At 71.5% G+C, this 15,122-nt stretch carries 16 protein-coding genes; 8 read left to right on the top strand and 8 right to left on the bottom strand.

Going from position 1 to position 15,122, the window contains the following annotated elements:
* The first annotated feature begins 140 nt into the window (after nt 1-140).
* Nucleotides 141-1,025 (top strand): decaprenylphospho-beta-D-erythro-pentofuranosid-2-ulose 2-reductase, encoded by an 885-nt coding sequence (locus ACFYWI_RS04480; RefSeq protein ID WP_389225021.1) that lies wholly within the window; start codon nt 141-143, stop codon nt 1,023-1,025.
* A gap of 98 nt (nt 1,026-1,123) precedes the next feature.
* On the opposite strand, the gene ACFYWI_RS04475 is transcribed toward ACFYWI_RS04480, so the two are convergent.
* Entirely contained in the window at nt 1,124-1,705 is a 582-nt protein-coding gene (locus ACFYWI_RS04475; RefSeq protein ID WP_389225019.1) for a 2'-5' RNA ligase family protein, read from the bottom strand.
* A 142-nt stretch (nt 1,706-1,847) separates the two neighbouring features.
* Nucleotides 1,848-2,861, bottom strand: a complete 1,014-nt coding sequence (gene trpS / locus ACFYWI_RS04470) for a tryptophan--tRNA ligase (RefSeq protein ID WP_389225017.1) — start codon at nt 2,859-2,861, stop codon at nt 1,848-1,850.
* A gap of 113 nt (nt 2,862-2,974) precedes the next feature.
* Here trpS and ACFYWI_RS04465 point away from each other — a divergent pair, with 113 nt between their 5' ends.
* From ACFYWI_RS04465 to ACFYWI_RS04455, 3 genes are all read left to right on the top strand, one after another.
* The gene (locus ACFYWI_RS04465; RefSeq protein WP_389225015.1) at nt 2,975-3,532 is read left to right on the top strand and encodes an RNA polymerase sigma factor; all 558 of its coding nucleotides are present in this window, start codon (nt 2,975-2,977) and stop codon (nt 3,530-3,532) included.
* Complete coding sequence (locus ACFYWI_RS04460) at nt 3,525-4,385, top strand: hypothetical protein (RefSeq protein ID WP_389225013.1); 861 nt, start codon at nt 3,525-3,527, stop codon at nt 4,383-4,385. Before ACFYWI_RS04465 ends, ACFYWI_RS04460 begins: the two co-directional genes overlap by 8 nt.
* A gap of 155 nt (nt 4,386-4,540) precedes the next feature.
* Nucleotides 4,541-5,338 carry a hypothetical protein gene (locus tag ACFYWI_RS04455; protein WP_389225011.1) on the top strand — a complete coding sequence of 266 codons (798 nt, stop codon included), beginning with the start codon at nt 4,541-4,543 and terminating at the stop codon, nt 5,336-5,338.
* A 53-nt stretch (nt 5,339-5,391) separates the two neighbouring features.
* On the opposite strand, the gene glyA is transcribed toward ACFYWI_RS04455, so the two are convergent.
* Entirely contained in the window at nt 5,392-6,660 is a 1,269-nt protein-coding gene (gene glyA, locus ACFYWI_RS04450; protein ID WP_389225009.1) for a serine hydroxymethyltransferase, read from the bottom strand.
* A 274-nt stretch (nt 6,661-6,934) separates the two neighbouring features.
* On the opposite strand from glyA, the gene rocD reads away from it, so the two are divergent.
* Nucleotides 6,935-8,140, top strand: a complete 1,206-nt coding sequence (gene rocD, locus ACFYWI_RS04445) for an ornithine--oxo-acid transaminase (RefSeq protein ID WP_389225007.1) — start codon at nt 6,935-6,937, stop codon at nt 8,138-8,140.
* Nucleotides 8,141-8,202: 62 nt separating this feature from the next.
* Here rocD and ACFYWI_RS04440 read toward each other — a convergent pair whose 3' ends face one another.
* Both ACFYWI_RS04440 and ACFYWI_RS04435 read right to left on the bottom strand, forming a co-directional pair.
* On the bottom strand, nt 8,203-9,384 hold the full coding sequence (locus ACFYWI_RS04440) for a glutathionylspermidine synthase family protein (protein ID WP_389225005.1): 1,182 nt from the start codon (nt 9,382-9,384) through the stop codon (nt 8,203-8,205).
* 18 nt (nt 9,385-9,402) lie between these two features.
* A complete protein-coding gene (locus tag ACFYWI_RS04435) occupies nt 9,403-9,681 on the bottom strand; it encodes a hypothetical protein (protein ID WP_389225003.1) in 279 nt (92 codons plus the stop codon).
* Nucleotides 9,682-9,828: 147 nt separating this feature from the next.
* Between ACFYWI_RS04435 and ACFYWI_RS04430 the strand changes: the two genes are divergently transcribed.
* Nucleotides 9,829-10,716: a hypothetical protein gene (locus tag ACFYWI_RS04430; protein WP_389225229.1), complete on the top strand. Its 888-nt coding sequence runs from the start codon at nt 9,829-9,831 to the stop codon at nt 10,714-10,716.
* Between the two features lie 3 nt (nt 10,717-10,719).
* On the opposite strand, the gene ACFYWI_RS04425 is transcribed toward ACFYWI_RS04430, so the two are convergent.
* Nucleotides 10,720-12,153: a PLP-dependent aminotransferase family protein gene (locus ACFYWI_RS04425; protein WP_389225001.1), complete on the bottom strand. Its 1,434-nt coding sequence runs from the start codon at nt 12,151-12,153 to the stop codon at nt 10,720-10,722.
* Between the two features lie 47 nt (nt 12,154-12,200).
* On the opposite strand from ACFYWI_RS04425, the gene ACFYWI_RS04420 reads away from it, so the two are divergent.
* Nucleotides 12,201-12,719, top strand: a complete 519-nt coding sequence (locus tag ACFYWI_RS04420) for a carboxymuconolactone decarboxylase family protein (protein WP_389224999.1) — start codon at nt 12,201-12,203, stop codon at nt 12,717-12,719.
* A 12-nt stretch (nt 12,720-12,731) separates the two neighbouring features.
* Entirely contained in the window at nt 12,732-13,481 is a 750-nt protein-coding gene (locus ACFYWI_RS04415; RefSeq protein WP_389224997.1) for an isocitrate lyase/phosphoenolpyruvate mutase family protein, read from the top strand.
* Between the two features lie 228 nt (nt 13,482-13,709).
* Here ACFYWI_RS04415 and ACFYWI_RS04410 read toward each other — a convergent pair whose 3' ends face one another.
* On the bottom strand, nt 13,710-14,066 hold the full coding sequence (locus ACFYWI_RS04410; protein WP_389224995.1) for a hypothetical protein: 357 nt from the start codon (nt 14,064-14,066) through the stop codon (nt 13,710-13,712).
* A gap of 73 nt (nt 14,067-14,139) precedes the next feature.
* Nucleotides 14,140-15,105, bottom strand: a complete 966-nt coding sequence (locus ACFYWI_RS04405; protein ID WP_389224993.1) for a glycine betaine ABC transporter substrate-binding protein — start codon at nt 15,103-15,105, stop codon at nt 14,140-14,142.
* Nucleotides 15,106-15,122 lie beyond the last annotated feature (17 nt).

The following is a 15,122-nucleotide window of genomic DNA, read 5'->3' as shown; positions in this document are numbered from 1 at the left end:
CCGGATGACTGACCGGCACTCGTTCCGTCACCCGTTCCGGCGAGTCCCGCGCTCCGGAACCGGCAAGCGGGTCGAAAGGTACATCAGGGGCGATACGGTCAGGCGATCCACCGGCCGCCTTCCCCAGGAGCACCTCTGCCATGAAGGACACCCACGGCATCGACCCCGCCGGTATCCCGAAGTTCCTCCCGCAGTTCCTCCCACAGCCCGTGCCTCAGCCCGTGACACAGTCCCAGCCCGTGCCTCGGGCCACCCCCCGGTCGACGCCTCGGGCGCTGCCTCGGTCCCTCCCGCAGTCGCTGCTGGTCCTCGGCGGCACTTCGGAGATCGGCCTGGCCGTCGCCCGCCGTCTGATCACCCGCCGCACCCGCACCGTCTGGCTGGCCGGACGGCCGTCACCGGGCCTGGAAGCGGCCGCGGCCCATCTGCGCACGCTCGGTGCCGAGGTGCGGATCGCCGAGTTCGACGCACTGGACTGCGACACGCACGAGGAGACGCTGGGCAAGATCTTCGCGGAGGGCGGCATCGACATGGTGCTGCTCGCCTTCGGAGTCCCCGGCGACCAGGCTCGCGACGAGGCAGACCCGCCCGCGGCAGTGCGGGTCGCGCAGACCAACTACACCGGCGCGGTCTCGGCCGGACTGGTGTGCGCGGGCGCGCTGGAGCACCAGGGGTACGGCTCGCTGGTGGTGCTGTCCTCGGTCGCCGGCGAGCGAGCCCGGCGCGCGGACTTCATCTACGGCTCCAGCAAGGCGGGCCTGGACGCCTTCGCGCAGGGGCTGGGTGACGCACTGGAGGGGACAGGGGTGCGAGTGATGGTCGTACGGCCCGGATCCGTACGGACCGCGAAGACGGCAGGGACCGCCCAGGCGCCCCTGTCCACCACACCCGAGCAGGTCGCCCTCGCTGTGGAGCTGGGACTGCGGCGCGGCTCGGAGACGGTGTGGGTGCCCGGGGTCCTGCGGGTGGTGATGTCGGCGCTGCGGCATCTGCCGCGCGCGCTGTTCCGTCGGCTGCCCGTCTGACGAGATGCGTCGGGCGCCCGTTCGACGGGGCGCCCGTGCGACATGGTGCGTCAGGCGCCCGTGACCGGGTGCGCCGGACGGTCGCGGGCCGGGGTGCGTCAGATGGTCGCGGCGGGCTCGTCGACCGGCGCGCCCTGGGCGGGGACGCCCCCGATACCGCCCCCGAACGCGTACTCGTGGATCTGGCGCCACACGGCGTCCGGCCCCTGCTCGTACAGCGCGAAGGAGGCGCAGGTCCACTCCGCCCGATAGTCGGCCAGCTCCTCGTACGCCCGGTCCATCAGCTCGTCGGCGATGCCGTGCGCCACGGTCACATGCGGGTGATACGGGAACTGCAGCTCTCGCACCAGTGGCCCGGAGGCGTCCCGTACACGCTTCTGCAGCCAGGTGCACGCCGCCCCGCCCTCGACGACCTGGACGAAGACGACGGGCGAGAGCGGGCGGAAGGTGCCCGTACCGCAGAGCCGCATCGGGAAGGGCCGGCCGGCCGCGGCGACAGCGGCTAGGTGCGCCTCGATCGCGGGCAGCCGCGCGGAGTCGACCTCGGTGGGCGGCAGGAGGGTGATGTGGGTCGGAATACCGTGCGCGGCGGGATCCCCGAAGCCCGCGCGCCGCTCCTGGAGCAGGCTGCCGTAGGGCTCCGGGACCGCGATCGAAACGCCGAGCGTTACGGTCCCCACATCGTTCTCCTCAGCCTCGGTACAAAAAGGTGGACAGGTGTGCAGCCGCCAGTGTGGCGGCTGCACCGCCGGTTCGGCCAGAGGCCTTGGACACAGGTCCTCGGACCCCGGCCCGGGCCTCTTGCGAAGGCCCTTCCCCGGCTCAGTGCTTGGCCGGCAGGAAACCCACCCGGTCGTAGGCGGCGGCCAGCGTTTCCGCTGCTACGGCGCGCGCCTTCTCCGCGCCCTTGGCCAGGATCGAGTCAAGCGTCTCGGTGTCGTCCAGATATTCCTGCGTACGGGTGCGGAACGGAGTGACGAACTCCACCATCACCTCGGCGAGGTCCGTCTTGAGCGCACCGTAGCCCTTGCCCTCGTACTGCTGCTCCAGATCGGCGATGGCCGTACCCGTGAGGGTGGAGTAGATGGTGAGGAGATTGCTCACGCCGGGCTTCTCCGCCGCGTCGAAGCGGATCACGGTGTCGGTGTCGGTGACCGCGCTCTTCACCTTCTTCGCGGTGGTCTTCGGCTCGTCGAGCAGGTTGATCAGGCCCTTGGGCGCCGAGGCCGACTTGCTCATCTTGATCGACGGGTCCTGGAGGTCGTAGATCTTGGCGACCTCCTTGACGATGTGCGGCACGGGGACGGTGAAGGTCTCGCCGAAGCGGCCGTTGAAACGCTCGGCAAGGTCCCGGGTGAGCTCGACGTGCTGGCGCTGGTCCTCACCGACCGGCACGGCGTCGGCCTGGTACAGCAGGATGTCGGCGACCTGGAGGATCGGGTACGTGAACAGGCCGACGGTGGCCCGGTCGGCACCCTGCTTGGCCGACTTGTCCTTGAACTGCGTCATCCGGGAGGCCTCGCCGAAGCCGGTGAGGCAGTTCATCACCCAGCCGAGCTGCGCGTGCTCGGGGACATGGCTCTGGACGAAGAGCGTGCAGCGCTCCGGGTCGAGGCCCGCGGCGAGCAGCTGGGCGGCGGCGAGCCGGGTGTTGGCGCGCAGCGCTGCCGGGTCCTGCGGCACGGTGATCGCGTGCAGGTCCACGACCATGTAGAACGCGTCGTGCGTCTCTTGCAGCGCCACGTACTGGCGGATCGCACCGAGGTAGTTCCCGAGGTGGAACGAACCGGCTGTGGGCTGGATACCGGAGAGCGCGCGGGGTCGGTCTGAGGCCATGTGTTTCATTGTCTCAGGTGCGGAACCGAACTCCGGCCGCCGGTGTATGAAAGGTGTGAGGACGCGGGAGGGGACCCCTGGAGGGGGGCCGCATCGCCGTAGACGAGGACGCGGTGATCGCCCGGGTGCGCGCCGGAGAGCCGGAGGCGTACGCGGAGCTGGTCCGCGCCCACACGGCGGTTGCGCTGCGGGCCGCCGTCGCGTTCGGGGCGGGCGCGGATGCGGAGGACGTGGTGCAGAGCGCCTTCCTCAAGGCCTACCAAGCACTGGGGCGGTTCCGGGACGGCGCGGCCTTTCGTCCCTGGTTGCTACGGATCGTCGCCAATGAGACGAGGAACACAGTGCGCTCCGCGGGGCGGCTACGGGCGCTCGCCGGGCGGGAGGCGCTGATGCTCGGGCCCGAGCCGCTGATACCCGAATCGGCGGATCCGGCGGTGGCGGCGGTGGCCGGGGAGCGGCGCGGGCTGCTGCTGGCCGCGCTGGGCGAGCTGAGCGAGGAGCAGCGGCAGGTCGTCACCTACCGCTATCTGCTGGAGATGGACGAGGCGGAGACGGCCGAGGCGCTGGGCTGCCCGCGTGGCACGGTGAAATCCCGGCTGAAGCGCGCCCTGACGAAGCTGGAGCAGCTCATAGGCGGTCGGAGTACGGAAGGAGGTGAGGAGCGTGAGTGAGGAAGAGCGACGGGGGGACGGGGCGGCGCCCGGCGGCCCGGACCACGAGGCGCTGGCCGAAGAGCTGCGCGGGCTGGGGCACGGGATCAGGATCCCGGATGTCGACGGCGGGACCATGGCCGAGCGGGTGCTGGCACAGCTCCTCGCCGATCGGGTCCCGACGCCTGCGGTGCCCGCGCCCGGGCGGGCCCGCCGGGCCGTGCGGTGGCTGATCAGACGGTGGCGGGTGCTGTCGATCAGCCTGTCCGGTGTGCTGGTGGTGCTGGTGCTCACGCCGCCCGTGCGGGCGGCGGTGGCCGACTGGTTCGGCTTCGGCGGCGTCGAGGTGCGTTACGACCCCTCGGCCCCGCCGCGGGCGGGGGCAGCGGTGCCGTGGTGCCATGCCCCGGTCTCCCTGGCGGAGGCGGAGCGGCGGGTGGGCTTCCGGCCGCGGGTGCCGGGCGCTCTGCGTGCGCCGGACGCGGTCTCGGTGACCGTGGGCCCCGAGGGGCGGTCGGTGGTGAGCCTGTGCTGGAGCGAGGGCGGGCGTACGGTCCGGCTGGACGAGTTCGCGGCACGGCTCGACCCCGGCTTCGTCAAGCAGGCGCGGCTCATGCCGCGGTGGGTGACGCTGGACAGCGGTTCCGGGACAGCGGCCGGGGGCGGGGCGGAGGTCCGGACCGGGCTGTGGTTCGCCGAGCCCCATCTGCTGCGGTTCGGGATGACCGACGCCCGCGGCAATGACTGGGTGCGGGACGAGCGCACGGCGGGTCCCACGCTGCTGTGGACGAGCGAGGACGCGCGGACGACGCTGCGGCTCGAGGGCGTGGCGTCGCTGCAAAGGGCCACGGACATCGCCGGGTCCACGCACTGACATCGCCGGGTCCACGCACTGAGGATTCTTCTCGCCGACGGGGAACCCGAAGCCGTCGGGCGGTGTACCAGAGGTGACCCGGTACGGAGGGGCCGTACCGGATGTCGGCAGGGGGAAGTATGCGACTGCTACGACGACTTGCTGCACTCGCGACGGTGCTTGCACTGACCTGGGTGTTCGCGCCGGCCGCGGTGGCCGGCGGGCCGACGAGCGTGCTGATCACCTCTCCGGAGAGCGAGGAGGCCGCCGGGCTCTACTACTCGGACGGGGATTACGAGTCGCTCAAGGCGCTGCTGGGGGTCAATGACGACCGGCGGGACACCTCGGGCGGCCCGGACAGTCAGCCGTCGCTGGACCGCGCGGCGGGGATGCGGCAGCTCAATGTGACGTGGATGGTCCACGACGTGCAGCCCTGGCGGCTGGACCAGGTGTATGTGGGCGAGCGGCCCGACCAGGCGATATGGATCCACACCTCGATGGACACGGGGACCCGGCAGGGCACCTGGCACAGGGCGCCTGCCCCGCGGGTGCTGCACGAGCTGCTCGCGAAGCTGGGCGTGCTGGGCAAGGCGGTCCATGACATCGACGAGTCGGGCCTTCTGCCGGGATCGGACCAGGACCAGGACGCCACGTCCGCGGACACGGACCCGAAGGAGCGGACGACGGCCGAGGAACAGCAGCCTGTGACGGCTTCCGGGGGCGACACGGATGCCCGGGCGAAGGCGGGCGCTGCGACCGGCTGGTGGTGGGCGATACCGGGACTGGCGGCCGGTGCGGTTGTGGGACTGGCCCTGCGACCGCTGGCGGCCCGGCTGCCGCGCCCGCCGTTCGGCGGGCGCGGCAAGGAGCGCGAGAGCGGACCGCGCCGGCAACTGCTGGACGGCTGGCCGCTGACGGCCGACGGCGACCAGGGCGGGCCCCGAACCGGACGGTGTTCCGGGCCCTGCGCCTGATCAGGCGCCGACGGCCAGGCGCGGCGCGGCAGCGCGGCAGGTCCGGCGGCCGGTCAGCCGGCCAGGCCGGGAGCGGGGTAGGCGGCCATCAGCTCGCCGACCTCGGCGCGGATGGCGGTCAGTGCGTCCTCGTCACCGGTGCCGGCGGCCGTCACACCGCGGTCGATCCAGTCGGCGACGGAGGCCATGTGCTCGGTGCCGAGGCCGCGCGAGGTGAGGGAGGGGGTGCCGATCCGGATGCCCGAAGGGTCGAACGGCTTCCTCGGGTCGTAGGGGACGGTGTTGTAGTTGACGACGATCCCTGCCCGGTCGAGTGCCTTGGCCGCCACCTTGCCGGGCACCTCCTTGGGAGTGAGGTCCATCAGGATCAGGTGGTTGTCGGTGCCGCCCGACACCAGGTCGAAGCCGCGGGCGAGCAGCTCGTCGGCGAGTGCCTTGGCATTGGCGACCACCGACTGCGCATAGCTGCGGAAGGAGGGCTGGGCCGCCTCGTGGAGGGCGACGGCGATGGCCGCCGTGGTCTGGTTGTGCGGGCCGCCCTGAAGGCCGGGGAAGACTGCCTTGTCGAGGGCCTTGGCGTGCTCCTCACGGGACATCAGCATGGCGCCGCGCGGCCCGCGCAGGGTCTTGTGGGTGGTGGTGGAGATGACGTCGGCGTGCGGCACCGGCGAGGGATGGGCGCCGCCGGCGATCAGGCCCGCGATATGGGCGACGTCGGCCACCAGGACCGCACCGGACTCGCGGGCGATCTCCGCGAAGGCGGCGAAGTCGATGGTGCGGGGCAGCGCGGTGCCACCGCAGAAGATGACCTTGGGCCGCTCCTTGAGGGCCAGTTCGCGCACCTCGTCGAAGTCGACGAGGCCGGTTTCCTTGCGCACGCCGTACTGGACGCCGCGGAACCAGGTGCCGGTGGCGGAGACGCCCCAGCCGTGGGTGAGGTGGCCGCCCATGGGCAGGGCCATGCCCATCACGGCGTCGCCGGGCTCGGCGAAGGCGAGATACACGGCGAGGTTGGCCGGGGAGCCGGAGTAGGGCTGGACATTGGCGTGCTCGACGCCGAAGAGGGCCTTGGCGCGGGCGACGGCGAGCCGTTCGACCTGGTCGATGTTCTGCTGGCCCTCGTAGTAGCGGCGGCCCGGGTAGCCCTCGCTGTACTTGTTCTGCAGCACGGTGCCGGAGGCTTCCAGCACCGCCCTGGAGACATAGTTCTCGCTGGGGATCAGCCGCAGGGTCTCGGCCTGGAGCTGTTCCTCGGCGCCGATGAGTGCGGCGAGCTCGGGGTCGGTCGCGGTGAGTGCGGGATGCGACAGGGGAAGGGTCATGGGTGTCCTCCGGGGCGATCCGTCGGTGCCGGTCGTGGTCCGGGGCGCCTGGCGGCACCTCCCGTGCGAAGGCCACGGGGAGGTCGGCACCTCGCGCTGCCCTCGCACGGCTTCCTCGAGGTCACTTCCCCGTACGCCGGTCGCCGTGCGCACTGCCCACACTAACGGCCACGCCGGACTCGAGGTTTCTCCGTCCACCCTGCGAGCGACGATAGAAACAGGGGCACCACCCCGCCCCCACGCCGGATGGTCTGTCCCGACGATCGGAGAACCCGTGTCGACCACGACATCTGCCATCGCCTCCGCCGAGGCGCACAGTGCGCACACGTACCACCCCCTGCCGGTCGTCGTCGCCTCGGCGGACGGCGCCTGGATGACCGATGTCGAAGGACGCCGCTACCTCGACATGCTGGCCGGGTACTCGGCGCTCAACTTCGGCCATGGGAACCGCCGGCTGATCGACGCCGCCAAGGCGCAGCTGGAGCGGGTCACGCTCACCTCCCGTGCCTTCCACCACGACCGGTTCGGGGACTTCTGCACACAGCTCGCGGCCCTGTGCGGCATGGACATGGTGCTGCCGATGAACACCGGGACGGAGGCGGTGGAGACCGCCGTGAAGACGGCCCGGAAGTGGGGCTACCTGGTCAAGCGTGTACCGCAGGGCCAGGCGAAGATCATCGTCGCGGGGAACAACTTCCACGGCCGTACGACCACGATCATCAGCTTCTCGACCGACCATGAGGCGCGGGCGGACTTCGGCCCGTACACACCCGGTTTCGAGATCGTGCCGTACGGCGATCTCACGGCGCTCGACGCGGCCATGTCGGCGAACACGGTGGCCGTGCTGCTGGAGCCGATCCAGGGCGAGGCGGGGGTGCTGGTGCCGCCGACGGGCTATCTGGCAGGGGTTCGGGAGATCACCCGGGAGCGCAATGTGCTGTTCATCGCCGACGAGATCCAGTCGGGACTCGGCCGGACCGGGAAGACGTTCGCCTGTGAGCACGAGGGCGTGGTCCCGGACATGTATGTGCTGGGCAAGGCGCTCGGCGGTGGCGTCGTGCCGGTGTCGGCGGTCGTCTCGTCGGAGGAGGTCCTCGGCGTCTACAGGCCCGGTGAGCACGGCTCGACGTTCGGCGGCAATCCTCTGGCGTGCGCGGTCGCGCTGGAGGTGATCGCGATGCTGCGCACCGGCGAGTTCCAGCAGCGCGCCACCGAGCTGGGCGAGCATCTCCACCATGAGCTGGGACTGCTGGCGGGCGGTGGTGCGGTGGAGGCGGTGCGCGGCCGTGGGCTGTGGGCGGGCGTCGACATCGTGCCGAGTCACGGCACCGGCCGGGAGATCTCGGAGAAGCTGTTGGACCGCGGCGTCCTGGTCAAGGACACCCACGGCTCCACCATCCGGATCGCCCCACCACTGGTCATCAGCAAGGAGGACCTGGACTGGGGGCTGGACCAGCTCAGGGCCGTGCTGGCCGACTGAGCCCGGTCGGCAGGTCGGCAGGTCGGCAGGTCGGCAGGTCGGCAGGTCGGCAGGTCGGCAGGTCAGAGGATGACATGGGGCAGGAAACGGGCGTATTCGTCCGTGATCAGCCCCGAAGACTCCCGGATGCCGAGCCCCGCCGACTCGTCCTCGACCACCCATGCGCCGAGCACCACCCGGTTGCCGTCGAACTCGGGCAGCGGGGCGAACTCCTGGTAGCAGCAGGCCTCTTCGCGTACGGCCGACGGGCCGCCGGGCTCGTGGACCGTGACACCGGCGCCCTCGCGGCCGAGCAGCGGTTTGGCCACATAGCCGCCCTCGGAAGCGAGTTCGCGTGGACCGTCGAGATAGGCGGGCAGCAGATTCGGGTGCCCCGGATACAGCTCCCACAGGATCGCCAGCAGCGCCTTGTTCGACAGCAGCATCTTCCAGGCGGGCTCGATCCAGCAGGTGGTGCCGGTGCCGCCGCCGTTGTCCAGCGTGTCGAGCACATGCGGCCCGAAGCGGTCGGTGGTCAGCCACTCCCACGGGTAGAGCTTGAAGCAGCTGCGCAGGAAGCGCAGCCGGTCGTCGACGAAGCGTCCGGAGAGCCGGTCCCACCCGATCCGTTCGACGGACAGCGCCTCGGTGGCGATACCGGCCTGCTGGGCGGTCTCGCGCAGATACGCGACGGTCATCAGGTCCTCGCCCAGCTCGTCACCGTCGGAGTGGACGAAGTGGAGCGGGCCGGGCGGCAGCAGCGGGGCCTGCCGTTTCCAGGCGTCGACGAGCCGCTCGTGCAGGGAGTTCCACTGGTCGGCGCCGGGGAAGCGCTCCTCCATCCAGAACCACTGCGGGCTCGCGGCCTCCACCAGGGAGGTGGGGGTGTCGGCGTTGTACTCGAGCATCCTGGCGGGGCCGGTGCCGTCGTAGCGCAGGTCGAACCGGCCGTACACGGAAGGGAGTTCATCCCTGCGCCGCCAGGACTCGGCGACCCGTCCCGCCAGCCGCCGGTCGGTGATGCCGAGGTCGCCGAAACGGTTCTGCTCGACGATGTGCGCCGCCGCGGCCAACGACATGGCGTGCAGCTCTTCGACAACCTCTTCCAGCGCCTCGACCTCGGGCAGCGAGAACTCGTAGTACGCGCTCTCGTCCCAGTAAGGACGCAGGGAACCGTCGGGGTAGCGGGTCAGCGGGTAGACGAGGCCCTGCTCCTCGACGATCTGCTGCCAGCCGGGACGGGGTTCGATGGTGTGACGCTTCATGGTGCGTATGCCCCGCGCTCAGCCGCCGCCGGAGCTGGAGCCACCGAAGCCGCCGCTGTCGACGGCGGTCCTGTCGAAGCTGCCGCCCTCGACCCGGCCACTGCTGACCCGGCCGCCGTAGTAGTACCTGCCGCCGCTGGATCCGTCGTCGTCGCACTCGTAGTCCGGCAGCACTTCATAGGTCACCGGATCCACGCACCGCTCGTCCGGCTCGGAGCCGCAGGCCGTGAGCGTCGCTGCGAGCACCCCCACGCCACCAAGCACCACGGTGCCCGACCTCAGCCTGCGTCGCGCCATCAGCCGGCGCCTCCCGTCCCTCGTGACTCACGAACCTCTGTACGAACTCCGACCGTTCGGCCGGGCCACAGACTAGATGGCCGCCGCACGCGCCAGTAACCGGGTCCACCAACCCCACTCATCTACAGTCCCTTTGTGCTCATTGGGATGATCTGCGCTCTCGGTTCCGCGGTCTGCTTCGGCACGGCCTCCGTCCTGCAGGCGATCGCGGCCCGCACCGCGGAGCCCGGCACGGGCTCCGGAGTCGACGCGGCATTGCTGCTGCGGGCGCTGCGGCAGTGGCGCTATCTCGCAGGTCTCGCCCTGGACGGCCTGGGCTTCGTCCTGCAGATCGTCGCCCTTCGCTCCCTGCCCATCTACGCGGTCAGCGCGGCGCTCGCGGCCAGCCTCGCCGTCACCGCCGTGGTCGCCTCCCGGCTGCTGCATGTCCGCCTCAGCGGCGCCGAGTGGGCGGCGGTGGCCGTGGTCTGCGTGGGACTGGCGATGCTGGGTCTTGCCTCGGGCCCGGAGGGCGACCGACCCGGTTCCGCGGCGCTGCGCTGGTCGATGCTGGGCACGGCGTTCGCCGTGCTGGCGGTCGGCGCGCTGGCGGGCCGGCTCCCCGGCCGTCCCCGCGCCCTGGTCCTGGGCCTCGGTGCGGGCTTCGGCTTCGGCGTGGTCGAGGTCTCGGTCCGCCTGATCGACACGGTGGCGCTTCCGGAGGTACTGACCAACGTGGCGCTGTATGCGCTGCTGATCGGTGGCGGCGCGGCGTTCCTGCTGCTCACCTCGGCCCTGCAACGCGGCTCGGTGACGACGGCGACCGCGGGCCTGGTCATCGGCGAGACGATCGGCCCGGCCCTGGTGGGCGTGCTCTGGCTGGGCGACCGCACCCGCGAGGGCCTGACCTGGCTGGCGGTCACGGGCTTCGCGGTGGCGGTGGCGGGCGCGCTGGCCCTCGCCCGGTTCGGCGAGCCGCCGGCGCCGCCGGGTCCCGCGCCGGAACCGGAACCGGCGCCACAGGGGACGCAGGAGCCCGACGGGCCGGGCCCCTGAGGTCTACGGCAGCGCCTCGCAGAGCGCGTCCAGGGCGCCCGCCCATGCGCTGTCCGGCGGGGTCGCGTAGCCGACGACCAACGCATCACCGACGACCGACGCGTCACCGCCGGCCGGGGCGTCCGGGTGGCGGAAACGGGTGACCCCCTCGACGGCCAGGCCCCGCCAGGCCGCCGCGCGGACCACGGACTGCTCGGTGCCCGGCGGGAGTTCGAGGATCGCGTGCAGCCCCGCGGCGATCCCGCTGACGCGGATGTCCGGGGCGCGTTCGGCCAGTTGCCGCACGAGGTGGTCTCGGCGGCGCCGGTAGCGCAGCCGCATGCTCCGGACATGCCGGTCGTACGCCCCCGACGCGATGAACTCCGCCAGCGTCAGCTGGTCCAGCGCGCTGGAGACCCAGTCGACGCGCCCCTTCGCCTCCAGCACCTCCCCCACCAGATGCTCGGGCAGCACCATCCAGGCCAGCCTCAGCCCCGGCGCCAGCGACTTGCTCGACGTACCGAGGTAGACGACCCGCTCCGGGTCGAGGCCCTGCAGCGCGCCCACCGGCCGGCGGTCGTAGCGGAACTCCCCGTCGTAGTCGTCCTCCAGGATCACACCGCCCGTGCCGCGTGCCCAGTCGACGGCCGCCGCGCGCCGGTCGGGGTGCAGCGCGACCCCTGTCGGGAACTGGTGTGCGGGCGTCATCAGCACCGCACCCACCCCCTTCAGCCCGTCCAGTGTCCCGGTGCGGGTGCCGTGGTCGTCGAGGGGCACGGCGGGCGTCCGCAGGCCGGCCTCGGCCAGCAGGGTCCGGTGCACATCGAGCCCGTACGACTCGACGGCCACCTCCCGAACCCGCCGCGCCCGCAGCGCCTTCCCCATGAGCATCAGCCCGTGCACGAATCCGGAGCAGATCACAATGCGCTCGGGGTCCGCGTACACACCGCGCGTCCGCGCCAGATAGTCGGCGAGGACGGTCCGCAGTTCGACGCGGCCGCGCGGCTCGCCGTATCCGAAGGCCTCGTGGGGCGCGGCCGCCAGCGCCCGGCGGGCCGCCCCCAGCCACTGGGCCCGCGGGAAGGCCGCAAGGTCGGGGGTGCCGGCCATCAGGCTGTAGGTGGGGCGGCCGCGGACCGGCCGGGCCCCCGCCGTGCTCGCGCCCGCCGCCGGTCTGCGGGGCGCGGCCCGCCGGGCGACCCGTGTCCCCGAGCCCTGCTGTGCTGTCAGCCAGCCCTCGGCGACCAGTTCGGCGTAGGCGTCGGCGACGGTGTTGCGGGCGATGCCCAGGTCCGCGGCGAGCGAGCGCGAGGACGGCAGCCGGGTGCCGGGAACCAGCCGCCCGCCGCGTACGGCTTCCCGCAGCGCGTCCATCAGGCCCGTACGCAGTCCCTTTCCGCGCAGTTCCAGATGAAGGTCGGCGCCCAGCGTGCCGGAAGTGGCCCGGGAATTCGTCATGGAAATGGACCATACTCCTGCGCCACCATCCCCCTACGGTCGTAGCCATGACAACGACACAGCACCAGAACCACGCGGGCAGGACGGGCAACGCACCTGCGCACAGCCCCCGGATCGCCTGGGCCACGCTCGCCCCCGACGTCTACAAGGCCATGCTGAATCTGGACACGGCGGCCCGGCAGAACCTCGATCCTGTTCTGCTCGAACTGGTCAGGATCCGCGCCTCGCAGATCAACCACTGCGCCTTCTGCCTGGACATGCACACCAAGGACGCGCTCGCGGCGGGCGAGTCGGTGGAGCGGATCGTCCAGCTCGGCGCGTGGGAGGAGTCCCGGCACTTCTACACGGAGAAGGAGCTCGCGGCGATCGAGCTGACGGAGGCGGTGACGGTGCTGACCGAAGGCTTCGTCTCCGACGCGGTGTACGAGAGGGCGGCCGAGCACTTCGACGAGAAGGAACTCGCCCATCTCATCTCGGCGATCACCGTGATCAACGCATGGAACCGGTTCGGGGTGACCGCCCGTCTGGTGCCAGGCCACTACACGCCCGGCTCTGCCAAGCGCTGAGGGGACGGCGAGGTGACGACCCAGGTGGAGACGTTCCGCGCCCTGCACCACGGCCGGGACGCCGATGATCCGCTCGTACTGCCGGGCCCGTGGGACGCGGCCAGTGCCCGCGCCTTCGCGGACGCGGGCTTCCCGGCTCTCGCGACGCCGAGCGCGGGGGTCTCGGCGTCGCTGGGGTACGAGGACGGCCGGACGCCCGCAGGCGAGATGTTCGCGGCCGTGGCCCGTATCGTCCGGGCGGTCGGTGTCCCCGTCTCCGCCGATGTCGAGGCGGGCTACGGCCTGCCGGCGAAGGAGCTGGTGGCGCGGCTCCTCGAGTCGGGCGCGGTCGGCTGCAATCTGGAGGACTCCGACTCCTCGACCTCGGCCCTGGAGGATCCGCGGCGGCAGGCCGACCGGCTGGCCGACGTACGTGCGGAGGCGGGCGACGCGCTGTTCGTCAACGCCAGGGTGGACACATATCTGCGCGGCGTGACGGACCCCGCCGAGACGATCGCCCGCATCCGGCTGTACGTCGCCGCCGGGGCGGACTGCGTGTACCCGATCCGCGTGCCGGTGGACCATCTCCCGTTGCTGCGCGCCGGGACCGGCGTCCCGATCAATGTCGTGGCGGAAGCGTTGGACCCGCCGGTCGCGGAACTGGGCCGGCTCGGGGCGACCCGCATCACCTTCGGTCCGGGTCTCCAGCGGCGCGCACAGGCGGCGGTGGAGGACATCGCCCGCGAGCTGCGCGGCGGACGGCCGGGGCCGGGCGGGGGCTGAGTGCGGGCCGGGCCCGGCCGGCCGCCCGATCCGGAGCGGTTCGACTCCCGCTCCGGGGACCGGTGCGGTGTGCGGTCCCGGGGCCGGTGCGGTGTGCGGTCCCGGGGCCGGTGCGGTGTGCGGTCCCGGGGCCGGTCCCCTGTACGTAACGTCCGGGCCCTGCCGGTTGCGTCCCGGGCCGACTGCGTGCGGGCCTGCCGGGCCGCGCAGACGTCGCGCCGGACGTCTTTATGCCGAGTGCTCTCCCGCTGTCCCGGCCGACTCCGCGGCCTGCGCCGCCCTTGCCAGCGTCACGGCCGACTTCAGGCTCAGGCTCCGCTCCGCCTCGCGAAGCGCCTTGACCGCGGCAACCGAGTCGGCCGGCCCGTCCACGCCCGCCGCGTCCAGGCGCCGGCGCACCCAACGGGCCCGCAGTTCGTCGTCCGACGCCGCGGCGGCTGCGGCGATGATCGCCGCGGCGCGCTCCAGCCCGGGGCGCTCGTCCGCGGAGGCGTTGTCCAGCGCCGCGCGGACGGCATCGGCGATGCCGTCCGCGTCGCGCAGTACGATCACCGACAGTTCCTGCTTGTTCCCAGGTCGCAACATGTGGGGATCATCAGCCGTATCCACCTTGGTTCTCAAGGGAGTTGAGCAACTCCTGAGGTGGGCCGTGCGGGCACTACTTCTTCGGGAGCCACGCCTTCCACGTCGCCTCGTTCTCCTGGACCCACTTCTCCGCGGCCGCCTCCGGCGACATCTTCTGTCCGGCGATCATCAGCGCGACCTCGTTCTGCTGCTCGGTCGTCCACTTGAAGTTCTTGAGGAACTCAGCGGCCTGACCGCCGTTCTTGGCGAAGTCCGCGTTCAGGAACTTCTGCAGCGGCGTCTTCGGGTACGCGCACGCGATCTTCTTCGGGTCGGCGTCGCAGCCTTCCTTGTACTCCGGCAGCTTGACCTCGACCATGTCGACCTGCTCGTTCAGCCACTGCGGCGTCCACCAGTACGTCAGGAAGGGCTTCTTCGCCTTCGCGTACTTCTTGATCGCGGTGATCTGCGCCGCCTCGGAACCCGAGTAGTTCGTCTTCAGGTCCAGCTTGAGGTTCTTGATGATCGCGTCGTCGTTGGTGACGTAGTCCGGCGAGCCCTCCAGGATCTCGCCCTTGTCACCGCTCTCCGCCGTCCGGAAGTCCTTGGCGTACTTGTTGAGGTTCTTCCAGTCGGTGACGTCCGGGTGCGCGTCCGCGTAGTACTTCGGCACGTACCAGCCGATGTGACCCTCGACCCCGAGATCGCCCCCCTTGACGACGGTCTTCTTCGACTCGACGTACTGCTTCTCCTCCTTGGGGTGCCCCCAGTCCTCCATGATCGCGTCGATGTCGCCCTTGGAGAGCGCGTCCCACGCGAGCACCTCGCCCATCTGCTGGGTCTTGACCGTGTAGCCGAGCTCCTTCTTCAGGATGTGCGCGGCGACGGCGGTGTTGGCCTGGGCCCCGACCCAGGACGGGACGGTCAGTCTGACGGTCTTCTCGCCGCCGACATCCTTGCTCTTGCCGGTGTCGGCGGCGCCGCAGGCGCTCAGCGACAGGACGCCGAGGGCGCCCACGACGGCGGTGGCGGTACGCACAAAGCGGGTTCGGTTTCGCATGATGCTCCATGGTGGTG

Source organism: Streptomyces sp. NPDC002889 (genome assembly GCF_042888425.1).
In the GTDB taxonomy this organism is placed as follows: Bacteria; Actinomycetota; Actinomycetes; order Streptomycetales; family Streptomycetaceae; genus Streptomyces.
The sequence above is the reverse complement of the archived record's forward strand: the minus strand, read 5'-3'. Positions and strand labels throughout refer to the sequence as shown.

Coding starts and splice junctions, on each gene's coding strand:
- ACFYWI_RS04480 (WP_389225021.1), top strand. CDS start 141: ATGAAGGACACCCACGGCATCGACCCCGCCGGTATCCCGAAGTTCCTC.
- trpS (WP_389225017.1), bottom strand. CDS start 2,861: ATGGCCTCAGACCGACCCCGCGCGCTCTCCGGTATCCAGCCCACAGCC.
- glyA (WP_389225009.1), bottom strand. CDS start 6,660: ATGACCCTTCCCCTGTCGCATCCCGCACTCACCGCGACCGACCCCGAG.
- ACFYWI_RS04440 (WP_389225005.1), bottom strand. CDS start 9,384: ATGAAGCGTCACACCATCGAACCCCGTCCCGGCTGGCAGCAGATCGTC.
- ACFYWI_RS04435 (WP_389225003.1), bottom strand. CDS start 9,681: ATGGCGCGACGCAGGCTGAGGTCGGGCACCGTGGTGCTTGGTGGCGTG.
- ACFYWI_RS04430 (WP_389225229.1), top strand. CDS start 9,829: ATGATCTGCGCTCTCGGTTCCGCGGTCTGCTTCGGCACGGCCTCCGTC.
- ACFYWI_RS04425 (WP_389225001.1), bottom strand. CDS start 12,153: ATGACGAATTCCCGGGCCACTTCCGGCACGCTGGGCGCCGACCTTCAT.
- ACFYWI_RS04420 (WP_389224999.1), top strand. CDS start 12,201: ATGACAACGACACAGCACCAGAACCACGCGGGCAGGACGGGCAACGCA.
- ACFYWI_RS04410 (WP_389224995.1), bottom strand. CDS start 14,066: ATGTTGCGACCTGGGAACAAGCAGGAACTGTCGGTGATCGTACTGCGC.
- ACFYWI_RS04405 (WP_389224993.1), bottom strand. CDS start 15,105: ATGCGAAACCGAACCCGCTTTGTGCGTACCGCCACCGCCGTCGTGGGC.